The 13,111-nt window shown below is 64.4% G+C and carries 11 protein-coding genes and 1 pseudogene; 5 read left to right on the top strand and 7 right to left on the bottom strand.

Annotated features, from left to right (window positions below; genetic code table 11):
* Positions 1-51 precede the first annotated feature (51 nt).
* A complete protein-coding gene (locus C6A87_RS01885) occupies positions 52-990 on the bottom strand; it encodes a LysR family transcriptional regulator (RefSeq protein ID WP_311115721.1) in 939 nt (312 codons plus the stop codon).
* A 190-nt stretch (positions 991-1,180) separates the two neighbouring features.
* Between C6A87_RS01885 and C6A87_RS01880 the strand changes: the two genes are divergently transcribed.
* The 4 genes from C6A87_RS01880 to C6A87_RS01865 are packed head-to-tail and all read left to right on the top strand — an operon-like array spanning position 1,181 to position 5,491.
* Positions 1,181-2,302, top strand: a complete 1,122-nt coding sequence (locus tag C6A87_RS01880) for a tyramine oxidase subunit B (RefSeq protein WP_311115720.1) — start codon at positions 1,181-1,183, stop codon at positions 2,300-2,302.
* Between the two features lie 27 nt (positions 2,303-2,329).
* Positions 2,330-3,733, top strand: coding sequence for a DUF4147 domain-containing protein (locus tag C6A87_RS01875; protein WP_311115719.1), 1,404 nt, complete (start codon positions 2,330-2,332; stop codon positions 3,731-3,733).
* Between the two features lie 22 nt (positions 3,734-3,755).
* Entirely contained in the window at positions 3,756-5,033 is a 1,278-nt protein-coding gene (locus C6A87_RS01870) for an enolase (protein ID WP_311115718.1), read from the top strand.
* 32 nt (positions 5,034-5,065) lie between these two features.
* Positions 5,066-5,491, top strand: coding sequence for a pyridoxamine 5'-phosphate oxidase family protein (locus tag C6A87_RS01865; RefSeq protein ID WP_311115717.1), 426 nt, complete (start codon positions 5,066-5,068; stop codon positions 5,489-5,491).
* 23 nt (positions 5,492-5,514) lie between these two features.
* Here C6A87_RS01865 and C6A87_RS01860 read toward each other — a convergent pair whose 3' ends face one another.
* The 6 genes and pseudogenes from C6A87_RS01860 to C6A87_RS01840 all read right to left on the bottom strand — a co-directional run bounded on the left by C6A87_RS01860 (position 5,515) and on the right by C6A87_RS01840 (position 11,253).
* The gene (locus C6A87_RS01860; protein WP_396837145.1) at positions 5,515-6,231 is read right to left on the bottom strand and encodes an SDR family NAD(P)-dependent oxidoreductase; all 717 of its coding nucleotides are present in this window, start codon (positions 6,229-6,231) and stop codon (positions 5,515-5,517) included.
* Between the two features lie 74 nt (positions 6,232-6,305).
* A complete protein-coding gene (locus tag C6A87_RS01855; protein ID WP_311115716.1) occupies positions 6,306-6,521 on the bottom strand; it encodes an SRPBCC family protein in 216 nt (71 codons plus the stop codon).
* A gap of 249 nt (positions 6,522-6,770) precedes the next feature.
* Positions 6,771-6,992 carry an SRPBCC family protein gene (locus tag C6A87_RS01850; protein ID WP_311115715.1) on the bottom strand — a complete coding sequence of 74 codons (222 nt, stop codon included), beginning with the start codon at positions 6,990-6,992 and terminating at the stop codon, positions 6,771-6,773.
* Positions 6,993-7,079: 87 nt separating this feature from the next.
* Positions 7,080-7,193 (bottom strand): annotated as a pseudogene (locus C6A87_RS29135) (Rieske 2Fe-2S domain-containing protein); the annotation flags it as partial.
* A 389-nt stretch (positions 7,194-7,582) separates the two neighbouring features.
* A complete protein-coding gene (locus tag C6A87_RS01845) occupies positions 7,583-8,974 on the bottom strand; it encodes an NAD-dependent succinate-semialdehyde dehydrogenase (RefSeq protein WP_311115714.1) in 1,392 nt (463 codons plus the stop codon).
* A gap of 95 nt (positions 8,975-9,069) precedes the next feature.
* Positions 9,070-11,253, bottom strand: coding sequence for a N,N-dimethylformamidase beta subunit family domain-containing protein (locus C6A87_RS01840; RefSeq protein WP_311115713.1), 2,184 nt, complete (start codon positions 11,251-11,253; stop codon positions 9,070-9,072).
* Here C6A87_RS01840 and C6A87_RS01835 point away from each other — a divergent pair.
* Entirely contained in the window at positions 11,140-13,062 is a 1,923-nt protein-coding gene (locus C6A87_RS01835; RefSeq protein WP_311115712.1) for a PucR family transcriptional regulator, read from the top strand. The genes C6A87_RS01840 and C6A87_RS01835 overlap by 114 nt on opposite strands.
* Positions 13,063-13,111 lie beyond the last annotated feature (49 nt).

Below are 13,111 nucleotides of genomic sequence, written 5' to 3'. Positions count from 1 at the left end.
CTCCATCGCCCGTTCACCGGCAGGCCAGTTCGGGGCCGGTATCGCGACATTTCATTGTGGTTTTGCACGATGCGGTGCTGCACGATCCGCATCCGTCGATGTGTGCGACGCCATCTGCCGAGTGCCGACCGCCGCCAGCACGCTCCGCAGCTCCACCAGCACCGGGCGAGTCTCCGCACCCGTACGCACCGCGGTGTACACCTGACGCTCTGGCAGGCTCGGCAGATCGATGAGTTCCGCGCCCGGCCGACGTGTCTCCCAGACGAGATCCGGCAGAACGGCAACCGCATGGCCGGTCTCCGCCAATCTCGCGTGTACCAGCAGGTCAGCCGACTCGAAACGCACATTCGGCTCGAATCCTGCTGCTTTGCAGGCGGATTCTGCCCATATGCGTGCCGGCTTCCCCTTCGGCTCCAACACCCAAGGTAGATCCGCGAACTGCGCCAACTCCAACCGCTTCGCATCTCCTCGCAGCCGCGGGCTGACGTAGAGACGCAAAGCATCGCTGAGCAGCGGGCGCCGGTCGATACCGGCGGGTGCCGGCGACACGTGGCCTGGGTACTGCTCGCCGAGCACCAGGTCGAACTCACGGGCCAGCAGTGCCGCAGTGCCGGAATCAGGCTGGATCTCGGAAAGATAGATCGTGAGCCCGGGATGACGCTCACTCATGACGTGCAACACGTCGGGAAGCAGCGAGATCGCGGCTGTCTGGAAGGTGGCCACTTTGGCGACGCCGACGATCTCCGATCGGGCGGCCGCCAACGCCGCCTCGGCCCGGTCGATCTGGCGGAGGATCACTTCGGCGTGCTCGACCAGGATTTCGCCGGCAGACGTCAACCGCACTCCTCGGCCCACAGGCTCGATGAGCCGTACGCCCGCCTCCTTCTCCAGTTGGCTCAATTGTTGACTGACCGTCGAGGTACTGAATGACAACGCCTGCGCCACCCGCGCCAAGGTGCCACGCCGGCTGAGTTCAACCAGAAGGCGCATTCGGTGCACATTCAGCACTGCAGCTCCAATCGTTCGCTTTTCTCGATGATTATAGGCCGGAATCTATCGCTAGACCGATCGGTCATCGGGTGCCAAGGTAAGCAGTGTCGAGTCCGAGGCTCTTCCTCCGCCACGAAATTCTCGACCCACCAACCCTTTCCGGCCACGTGCCCTTTCGCAGGAGTCCCCCGTGAGTTCACGCACAGAGTTCCTCTTCCTGTCCGAACCGGACTGCATCGATGCCGGGGTACTCGACGCCACACGCTGCGTCGACGTGTGCGAAGAGGTGTTCGGACTGCTCGCACAAGGCGACTACCTGATGGGCGGACCCAGTCACAACAGCCACGGCCTCGGCGTCGCCTTCCCGAAGTCCAGCCCCTTCCCGAACATGCCCCTCGCAGGACCGGACCGCCGCTTCGTCGCCATGCCCGGTTACCTGGGCGGACGGTTCGATATCTGTGGCAACAAGTGGTACGGCTCCAACCACGCCAACACCGCCAAAGGACTGCCGCGATCCGTCCTGACGCTGATGCTCAATGACAAGGAGACCGGCGAGCCGCTGTGCCTGATGTCGGCGAACCTGCTGAGTTCCGCTCGAACCGGGGCCGTCCCAGCAGTTGCAGCACGGCATCTGGCGAGCCCCACTGCGGGTTCGGTGGCCGTGCTCGGCTGCGGCCCGATCAACAAGGCCTGCCTCAAGGCGATCGCCAGTCAGCTACCGAACCTCAAGCGGGTGTACCTCTACGACATCTTCGAGGCGGCTGCCGAGAAACTGGCCGACTGGGCCCGCCAGACGCTGGGCGTCGACGCAGTCGTCGAGAACGACCTGCAGAGGGCCCTGGCCGGGGCCGAAGTCGTCACTGTCGCCGCTTCGCGCGTGAAACCTCTTGTTGTGCAGAATGACTGGCTCCACCCTGACGCAACAGTCCTGATCTCCGGCCCGATCTCTGCAGATGACGCATTCTGGCTGGAGAACCGTGTGGTGCTCGATCACGTGGCCTTGCACGAGGCCTACGTGGACGAGGCCGTTGCCTCCCTCGACAAGCAGGCCGCGTATGACGGCGTCATCGGCGGCCCGCTCTATCGCCTCATCGATGACGGAAAGTTGCCGGCGCTCAAGGACTTCACCGACCTCGGATCCTTATTGCAGACAGCCGCCGAGCGCGATGACGACGGTCACCGACGCACCGTCTTCGTCGCCTGCGGGATGTCCGTATTCGACCTCGCGTGGGGCTACGAGATCTACCGCACAGCCCAGGACAAGGGGCTCGGCACCCATCTTGCGTTGTGGGACACACCGTACGCGGAATAGCCACGACTCATCCCTCGGAGACCAGAAGTGAACAAGATCAAGAACTACGACGACCTCGTTCGACTGGGAGACAGCGAATCTCGGTCAGTCGTGCTTGCCATCGCCGATCGGGTGCTGACCCGGTTGGACGCCTACCACCGGATCAAGGCGATCACCCGCCTCGATGGCGACATCCTCACCATCGGCACCCGCACGTGGGACCTGTCGACCAAACGCAACGTCTATCTGGTCGGCGCCGGCAAGGCGTGCAACCACATGGCGATGGCCATCGACGAGATCCTCGGCGACCGCATCACCCGCGGCATCGCGATCGTCAAGATCGCAGAGGAGACCGACCGGTTCCATCGCACCGAGGTCCACGTCGGAGGGCATCCGATTCCGGACGAGGCCGGCCATCGGGCCGCGTTGGAAATCCTGTCACTCGCTGACCAAGCGGGTCCCGAGGACCTGTTCATCGCCGTCATCTCCGGCGGCTCGTCAGCGCTGATGAGCTGTCCCATCGAGGGAATCACGCTTCAAGACGAGATGGACGCCACCGACGTTCTCCTCAAGAGCGGCGCAGGAATCTACGAGATCAACGCCATCCGCAGGCACATCTCTCAAACCAACGGTGGCCGCCTCGCACAGCGCATCGGCAGGTCCGGTGCCGAACTGATCGGCTTCGGCATCTCCGACGCGGTGGGCAATCCGCCGTCCGGGGACATCACCCGTCCGTACGCCGACTATGCGTCCACACCGATCGGCCCGGACAAGACCACCCTCGCCGACGCGCGGGCCGTCATCGCAAACTACGACCTCGCCGACCGACTTCCCCGGTCGATCGTCGATTATCTCGAGTCGGTGGGCGAGGAGGGCGAGACACCGAAGGCTTTCCCGGACAACACCTATTTCCTACTCAATACCCTTCCCGACTCCTGCCTCTATGCCAAGGAAGCCGCCGAACAGATGGGCCTGCCGGCAATGATCGTGAGCTCCTTCCTGGAAGGTGAGAGCAGCGACGCCGGGATGTTCTTCGCTTCCATCGCACGCGAAGCCCAAGCCAGCGGAAACCCCATCGCACCGCCGTGCGTGCTGGTCGCTGCCGGTGAGACCACCACTCACATCCCGGACAGCAGCATCATCGGTGGCCATGGCGGGCCGGGTCATGAACTGGTCACTGCATTCGCGCTGACTGCGGCAAAAACTCATGGCGCAGCGATGATCTCTCTCGACTCAGAGGGCACCGACGGGACCACCACAGCCGCCGGCGGATTGTGCGATTCGACCAGCCTGGCCCGAGCCGACCAGTGCGGCGTGAACCTGCACGAGGCACTGCGTACCCACGCCACCCACGAAGCACTGTCGGCCATCGGGGATGCCGTCTACACCGGCAACACCGGGACGAACCTGTGCGACCTGAACATTCTCTACATCCCCGCGCGACCGGCTTGACACCACCGAATCGAAAGACGACATGAAGATCACATCAGTGACCGCACGCCAGCTACTCGACTGCAAAACAAGACCATTGGTCGAAGTCGAGATCACGACGGCCGACGGGTACGTCGGCCGGGGCGCCGCGCCGACGGGTAGTTCCGTCGGCGCTCATGAGGCATTCATCCTGCGCGACGGCGACCCCGCCGAGTACAACGGTCTGAGCGTTCACCGGGCAGTTCACGCGGTCAACAATGAGATCGCTCCGGCCCTGGTCGGCACGCAACTGGACCTCGAAGCCAACGACCGGCTCATGATCGACCTCGACGGCACGCCCAACAAGAGCCGCCTCGGTGGTAACGCGATCTACTCGACCTCCATCGCCCTGCTGCGGGCGACGGCCGCCGCTGCCGGTGTGCCCACCTACTCGTGGATCGCCGAGCACTTCGGCCCCGGGCCCGTCAGCCAGGTCCCCGTACCGAGCTTCAACATGATCAACGGCGGACGGTATGGCAGTGTCGTACAACCGTTCAACGAGTTCATCGTCATGCCCTACAAGGCTTCCTCGATTCAGGATGCCGTCGAGAAGAGCGTGAGACTGTTCGGTGCGCTCGAAGAGGTACTCACCGAGTATCTGGGACGCAAACCACAGGTGGCGTCTTCCTACGGTTTCGCCAGCCCGTCCTCGGACCCGCGGGAAGTGTTGAAGCTGTTGACGACCGCGGTGGAGCGCGCCGGCGTGGCTGACACGATGGCTTTCGCGCTGGACTGTGCATCCAGCGAGATGTTCGACGCTGCCACCGGCACCTACGAACTCAACGGCGAACGCGTCACCTCCGACGATCTGATCGACTACGCCCGCCTGCTCAGCGACGAGTTTCCGTTCGTCTTCATCGAGGATCTGCTCGACGAGGACGACTGGGACGGATACCCGAACGCCGTCGCGCGAATCGAGAAGTCGATCATCCTGGGGGACGACCTGGTCGTCACCAACCGGGATCGACTGCAGCGCGCGGTGGAATCCTCCGCGGTAGGCGGTTTCATCCTGAAGCCCAACCAGGTCGGCACGATCACCGAAGCGCTCGACTGCTATCGCTACGCGGTCGACCACGATCTCTTCACCATTCCGTCCGGACGCTCCGGTGGTGTCATCGACGATGTGGTGATGGACCTGTCGGTGGGTCTGTCTGTGCCGTTTCAGAAGAACGGCGCACCGCGCTCGGGCGAGCGCATCGAGAAGCTCAACTTCCTGCTGCGGGTGGCCGACTCGACACCCGGGTGTGTGCTCGCCGACGTACCGGGCATCGTCAAGTTCTAGCCCCGCCGCTACCCCAACGAACAGGAGTGACCATGACGAATCTCAAGATGACAGCAGCCGAACGGACAGAGTTCCTGGCCGGTAATCATGTCGCGATAATCGCCGTCGAGAGGGAGGACAAGCCGCCGCTGACCGTGCCCATCTGGTACCGCGTCGACGAGGCAGGCGATATCGAGATCTGGACCGAGCTGGGATCGATGAAGGAGCGGCTCATCCGCACCGCCGGTCGCTTCTCCCTCGCGGTGCAGGAGGAGACCACACCGTACCGCTACGTCTCCGTCGGCGGTCCCGCGTCGATCCGGGAGGACATTCCTCGCGAGGGAGTGCTGCCCATCGTCCGCCGCTACGTCTCCGATGAGGAGATGCCGGAGTACCTGGACGCCAACTACACCGACAAGGCCGTGTTGATCACGATGCGTCCCGCGGTGTGGAACTCGGCCGATTACAGCAAGGAGTAGAGCTGCAGACCATGTGATCGGGATCAGTAGGTTTTCGCCAGCAGTCCGTCGTCGACCACCAGCGAAGTCCCGTTCACGCCGGTCGATTCGTCGGAGGCAAGGAAGACCGCGGCGTTGGCCACATCGCCGGGCTTGAGGATGCGCTTCGTCGGGTACAGCGCCTCGAACTCTTTCCGAGCGACAGCGGGATCGCTCGCGCTTGCCAGGAAGGCATCGAACATCGGTGACTCGAAGTCGCCGGGACACAGCGCATTGCACCGGATTCCGTCGGCGGCGTAGGCGAGGGCGATCGCCCGGGTGAGCCCCATGACTCCGGACTTGGTCGCAACGTACGCTGCGGTGTCGGCGGTCGCGGTGAACGCGGCCACCGACGCGGTGTTGATGATCGATCCACCACGGCCCTGCTCGCGCATTGCCGACACCGCGTGCTTGCTTCCCCAGAACACCGAACTCAAGTTGGTCCGCAACGAGCGGTCCCAATCCTCGGCCGTCGTCTGATGCAGTTCGGCTGTCACGAAAAACGCGGCATTGTTGTGCATGATGTCCAGCGAGCCGAATTCGGACCGGCACACCCGGATCGCCCGAGCGATATCCGCCTCGACAGCCACATCAGCGCGGACGAAGAGCGCATTGTGGCCGGCCATCGCCATCGACTCCACGACCTCGTACCCGCGGTCGGCGTTGCGCCCGACGGCGACCACCGAGGCTCCTTCGGCCGCCATCGCCTGTGCGACGGCCAGCCCGAGACCGCTGGTGGCGCCGGTGACGACAGCGGCCTTCCCGGTGAGGCGTCCCGGACGTGCGCTCTGCGTGGTCAGTTCGGTTCTCCCATCATTTCCAGGTACTTGCGCAGCGCGGCCCGGATACCGGGCTCCTGCGACGGCGAATTGGGTCCGGGAAGATAGCGCTGCGAGGACAGTCCGCGTTGCTGGCGCTCCTGGATGTGCAGGTCCTGAATGTTGGTGATGTCCCAGAGCTTGACGAGCTCATCGACGTCGTAGTCGACGCCTTCCTCGGCGTCCTCGTGCACAAACCACCAACAAGATCATCTTGGACCTGGTCGGCGAGATCGGCAGGGTGCTGGCGACCATCCCGTAGTCGGGATGAAAACCGCCCCATGCGTATCCCGGTTGCGTCATGAATCCGGCTCCGAAGTCATCGGGAACGGTTGCACCACAGCCGAACTCACCGAGCAACTTCTTCGACACGTAGCTACCGGTCATCGACAGCGATTCCAGCTCGTGCTTGACCGGGATGACCAAACCCTGGACCAGGTCGCCTACTCCTGGGAGTCAAGCGAAACGCAGAACTCCGGATGCACCGAGGGACAGTGGTAGCACTCGACACCGTTCTCGAGTAGCAGCTTCCAGTTCGCATCGGCGTAGTAGGTGATCTCGTGGGCGATCTTGAGCCGCGTCGGATCCAGCAGCGCCATATCCGCGGTGGCCTTGTCATCGATCATCGACGCCACCGGAGCCGGCGCCTCGTCAGCGAGACTCACGAAGATGAAGCCTTGCCAGACATCCACATGAACGGTGAACAGGCCGAAGTCGCGATAGTCGAAGAACTCACCGTCGGCTTGCCTTGTCGCCTTCAGCAGTTTGCCGTCCAGGCCGTAGCTCCACGAGTGGTACGGACAGACGATCCTGCGGCCGACCCGGCCAGTCGGTTGATCGCAGAGCCGGAGTCCCCGGTCCGGCAGACATTGTGGACGGCGCGAAGGGCATCCTCGTCGCGTACCACGAGGACGCTTTCGGGGCCGATGTCGAAGGTGAAATAGTCGCCCCGCCCGGGGATCTGCGAGACATGCCGTGCGCAGACCTACTGCGTGTTCCACACCCGGGTCAGTTCGTCGGCGAACCGGCCGTCGTCGAGGTAGTAGTCGCGCGGCAGGCTGGTGAAGTAGTTTTCGTGGTCGATCACGGACACGTGCAGGCTCCTTCAGGAGAACTGATGACGTAAGTACGACGAGTCACTTCGCATCACATCCTCGCCACCAGGGTGAAGGAGGTCACCACACGTAAATGTCAACTGAACCAAGCCGCGCGGCCCACACTGCGTCAACCGCGCAGGGCCACCGCCCTTTCGGGCCTAGGCGTCGTCGTTGATCCACCAGGTGCGGGCGTTGACGAACTCGCGGATTCCCGCGTCTGCCAGCTCACGACCGAACCCGCTGCGCTTGGCGCCTCCGAACGGTATGCGAACGTCCGAGGCGACCGGGGCGTTGATGAAACAGGCTCCCGACACCACCTGGCGTCCGATATGGGCCGCCTTGTCGAGATCCGCACCCCACACGCTGGCTCCCAGGCCGTATCGAGTGGCGTTCGCGATACGCACTGCTTCGTCATCACTGTCGAAGGTCAGGACCGCGGCCACGGGGCCGAAGATCTCCTCCTCGTAAGCCGGGCTGCCCGGGCGCACGTCGGCGATGAGGGTGGGCTGGAAGAACCACCCGATGCGATCAGGTACCGGCGCACCGCCGGCGATCAGGTCCGCACCCGCGCACAGCGTTTCAGCCAACTGCCCGGCGACGAGGTCGCGCAGATCACGTCTGGCCATCGGCCCGATGTCGGTTGCGGGGTCCTCCGGATCCCCCACCGTGAGCGCCGACAGCGACCGCTGCATTCCTGCGACGAAGTCATCAGCAACCCGCGCGTCGACGATGAATCGCTTTGGCGAGATGCAACTTTGACCAGCATTGAGGAAGCGGGCCTTCACGGCATGGGCAACTACTGTCTCGATGTCGGCGTCGGCGAGGACGATGAAGGGGTCAGAGCCGCCCAGCTCCAGCACCGACTTCTTGATGGACCGGCCGGCGCACGAACCGACCGCGGCGCCTGCGCGCTCGCTGCCGGTCAGGGTGACCGCGGCGATTCGGTCATCGTCGATCAGCCGTGCGGTGACATCGGCGACGTCGCTCTCGGCCACGATCAGCGCAGTCAGCAGTCCGGTTGGGGCACCCGCCGCCTCGATGATGCGCTCTGCCGCCAGTGCTGCCCCCGTGGTGTTCGGGGAATGCTTCAACACAGCGGCGTTACCGGCCATCAATGCCGGTCCCGCAAAGCGGAACACCTGCCACAGCGGGAAGTTCCACGGCATGACAGCGAGCACGACACCAAGGGGCTCGTATGACACCCAACTCCGGTCCGCGGCTGTCTCGTAGACGGAATCGGCAAGCAGGCGTGACGCGTTCTCGGCGTAGTAGTCCAGTCCGAGCGCGCATTTGCCGATCTCGGCTCGCGACTCGGCGAGAGGTTTACCCATCTCCCGGGTGATCAGCAACGCGAGTTCCTCGATCTCGCTGCGCAACAGTTGTGCGGCGGCAGCGATGACGGTGGCCCGCCGATCGATGGTCCACGTCGCCCATTCCCGGTAAGCCCGCTCGGCGCGGTGTACTGCGGCGTCGATCTCGGCGTCCGTCATGGCCGCATAGCTGCCGAGTAGCTGTTCTGTTGCCGGGTTTGTCGTTTCGACGTTGACCATGGGTGATGAGCCTCTCAGTTCGTACAGGTTGGGTGCAGGAGAATGTGCCGCGGCAGCCATGCAACGGAGGACGATCGCGGCACTCGCCGCTCGATCTAGGCCCTGTCGGCGGCGTACGCCTCAAGCACATTGCGCGTGATCCGTGACACGTCGTTGTCGTATCCGTTGTAGGAGAGACACCCGCTCCATGCGATCGAGCTCACGGCGAAGACAGCCCCGCCTGCGGGATACGTCAACAGCGTCATGTCCGCCCGGACCAGCGGGCTTTGCGTACCGCCCTGCATCGAATCGGACAGCAGGACATCCTCGATGGTGCCCTGCGCGTCATCGTCGAATCCGTCGGCGGTGGCCAGGATTACGGTCTCCACCGGGGACCCGACGGCCGTGTCGGCTCGATCGAACTCGAAACCGGCCGCGCCGTGTGAATTGACCAGACAGGGAATGTCACCGATTGTGTCGCCGTCGACGCCGTCGAACACGAAAGAGAATTCTGGGTCATAGCTCTGCTCCGTGCGCCGGTAGGGCCGTCCGGTTCCCGCTGTTTCAGCGGTGTGCCCGGCTCCGATCCACGTGTGCGGTCCGCGTCCCCGAAAACGCCAGAGACCTCCGAGCTCACCGGTGCTACTCAGGTGCGCCTCACCGGGTTCGGGTTCCCACATGCGGGTTGCCGGTCCGCGGCGACGGATCTCGATGCTTGTGCCCGTCTCCGGGTCCAGTTGGGTCACCCAGTACATTCCGTTGCCGGACAACGACATCAGCCGGCCGCCCTCGCGCAGATAGTCTTGCGTGGCATCGAGCATCTCGGCTGACCAGTACTCGGCATGGGTGCCTGTCAGCACGACGTTGTACGGCGCGAGCAGCGCACTGCCTTCCCGGTGCAGATCCTCATCGGTGTAGATGTCGACGTCATAGCCGTGTTCGTGCAGCCAGTCGACGATGTGCAGGTCGGCGTTGAACTGGTGCGGCGACCCCTTCCCACCGTCGAGCCAGGCCATGTTGCACTTGGGGCGCATGTTGACCACCGGTCGCAGGCGCGACGAGTAACAGACTCCGGTTCCGTCGCTGTGCTTGTCGTAGAGACTGAGCAGCCCGTTCTCGACGATGTAGCGATCCTGGACCTGCGAGGGGTAGTCGCCCTTGTCCGTCAGCAGCGGGTTGTTGAGGAGTTGCTCGTTGGCGTAGGCGAGGTAGCTGAATGTCGGGATGAGCAAGGCGATCTTTGCTGTGGGTGCACCACGGCGCGGCCGCACGAAAACCGGGATGTAGTCCTCGGCGTCGCCGGTCTGCACATGTGCCGCATAGACCGCACTCGGTAGATCCTCGGGAACCGTCCACTGAAACGTCGTCGCCCAACCCGCGTCGGCGAGGTCGTCGTCGTGAAAGTGGATGGCGCCGTATTGCGCCGGCGCGTGTGGCCATGCCGTCTCCGTGCCGTCCCAGTTATGCCCGGTGGCGCCCCGCATCGGCTTGTTGACCGTATGCCCGTGGAAGTCGCCGACGGTGTCGGTCACTGTCCAGTTGCTGATGTCCCTGGCGAAGTCCCAGGCCGCCAACGGGGAGACTTGAACTTCCAGTGCGGAGTCCCGACTGATCGCCTCCAGCGCGGACTCGCTCAACGCGGAGTCATAGATGCGCGGCGCGTCGATCTTGCCGTTGTAGTAGTTGCCGATCACCGCAGACTCGACTTGTTCGGCACCGATGACCACGTCGGCCTCCCCGGCCGGTGACAGGCCGACCGGACCAACCACCCGATGATGCTCGGCTGCGTGGTTGATCGCCTTCGGCACCACATCGAGTCGCACCTCGCCTGCCGTGACGTCGACCACTGCGGCCACCGAGTACCACCTGCGCGCAACGAGCGCGTGCGGCACGGTGAGCACGTGGCTGCCCACGCGAAAGGTGACCTGCCCCTCCTCGATCCGTAACGCGTAGCCGCCGTCACTCAGGCAGCCTTGGGAGAGAAGGGTCTGGTGACCGCCTGTCGGCAGGGTCGGCCAGATCCAGAGCTGGACGGTGAAGTTACCGACTGGAGTCAACCCGCTTCGATACGGGACTCGCACATACGACCCTGCAGACAGCGACTGGTGTTGACCGGGATGGATGCCGTCGATGCTGGATGCGATGGGCTGGGCTTTGAAGCCGGGGCCCGCCGGATTGACGTCGCCGTGGATCAGGCGCACCAGCGACGCGGTGAAAGTCGGGGCGTCACAACTGATCTTGAAGTCGACCGTCTGGCCGGGTTCAACTGTGAGGCGATCGGTATACCCGACGATCGGCATGCTCATCACCAGGCTCCTTACACATTGCAACGACAGGCGTACCGCTCGGACAGACGTAAGCCCCGTAATGGTGCGGCAGAAGTCGTGCCCGGCGCACCCCCGCGCTGTCATGCATCTCGCACTGCTGCACGACAGAGTGTCAGAAGCTCAGGTTGGGACTGCGGCCACAACGGATGGTTCAGACACAATGGTTCTGTGTCGGAATCTCTCACCGTTCGTGAAGCACTGGCGTTGCCCGCGCTTCGGGGGGGCGCGCCCGAGGTGGTGGCGGGCCACGCCGACCTCGATCGCCCGGTCCGTTGGGTGCACGTCGTCGAGGTTCGCGACATCGCGTCGGTTCTCCGTGGCGGTGAGCTGGTGCTCACCGAAGGCCGCATGTTTGCCGGTCCGGAATCCGCCGATCGCCGTCTCATCGCGGAGCTGTCCGAACGCGGTGTCGCCGCGATGGTGCTTGAGCTCGGCTCCCACTTCCGTAGCGTGCCCCGGCATATCATCGATGAATGCCACAAGCGTGATTTCACGCTCATTGCCTTGCATTTGCCGGTTGCCTTCATCGACGTCACCGAGGCGATTCACACGCAGATCGTCAACCACAAGATCACCCTGCTGGATCAGGCGCAAGAACTTCAGCAACATCTGACGGACCTCGTCCTCGGCGGTGGCGGTATCGCCGAAGTCCTTGATGCCGTGGCTGCTGCCGTCGGGAACCCCGTCGTCTACGAACGCGCCGACGGTGGATTCGTCTATCGAGCGCTCAACGGGATGACCGATCGCGATGTCACCGCGAGTTGGGAGCTGATGGCACGTGCTGTCGATACCGCGCCGCCGTGGATCGAAAGGCATCTGACCATCGACGGAGCCAGGGACGGCCGGCTGGTCGCTCTGGGCATCAGCGGCGAGTTCGACGAGGCGGCGACCGTCGCGTTGGAACGCGCCGCGCAGGTGGTGAGTCTGATCGTGATCGGCAACCGCCGACGAGACGCCGTGTTCGCCGACCACGGCCGCCACGGCGGCGTCCTGACCTCGCTTCTTGCCGGCTCGATCGATCCGTTGGCCGCCGAGGCGCGTGCGGTCGCCCTCGGCTTCACGTCCCCGGTGCTCATCTCCCTCGCAGTCCGGCCCGCGCGCCATCATCGGGCCGCAACCATCGCGTCCGAGGACCATCAGTGGCGCCAGGTCTGGCGCGACGTCAAAGCCGAGCTGGAGGGCATCGGCATACCCGCACTGATCGATGAAGCCTCCACGGCCAACCCGACGCTGATGATGATCGGTGTCGAAGATGTCGGCAACCGCGGCCGCATCGCCGACAGAGTCGCCCAGGTCATCCAGGACGCCGCCAAGCGCCACCTCGGCGAGCCGCATTCGGCGGTACTGTCGGTCGGTCCCGCGGTGCACACCTGGCAGGCCGCAATCGAGGGGCTGGCCGTGGCGGTGGAGGCGCTGGACGGCGCGTTGCACAGCCCGCCGCGCGCGTGGCACGACGCCACCGACCTCGATCTGGATCGTCTGATCTGGAGTCTGCGCGACAACCCCGACCTGGAACGTTTCGCCCGGCTGCGACTGGAACGTCTGGTCGCCTACGACGCGCAGCGACGCACTCAACTGGTCAAGACCCTGCAGGTGCTGCTGGAGCAGCACGGCCAGAAGGCCGAGACCGCGCGGGCGCTGCACCTGGAGCGGCAGTCGCTCTACAACCGCGTGGAGCGGATCCAGTCGCTGCTCGGCGTCGATCTGGACGACTCGGACGTCCGACTGGGATTGCACCTCGCGCTGCGGGTGCTCAGCCACATCCCCACCGGTCAGATCTGACACCGGACCCCGGAACGACGTCTGCCGCCGCGGGCAGATACCCACGGCG

This window comes from Mycobacterium sp. ITM-2016-00317 (assembly GCF_002968295.1).
In the GTDB taxonomy this organism is placed as follows: Bacteria; Actinomycetota; Actinomycetes; order Mycobacteriales; family Mycobacteriaceae; genus Mycobacterium.
Note: the sequence above shows the minus strand (reverse complement) of the source record. Positions and strands in the feature narration are given on the sequence as shown.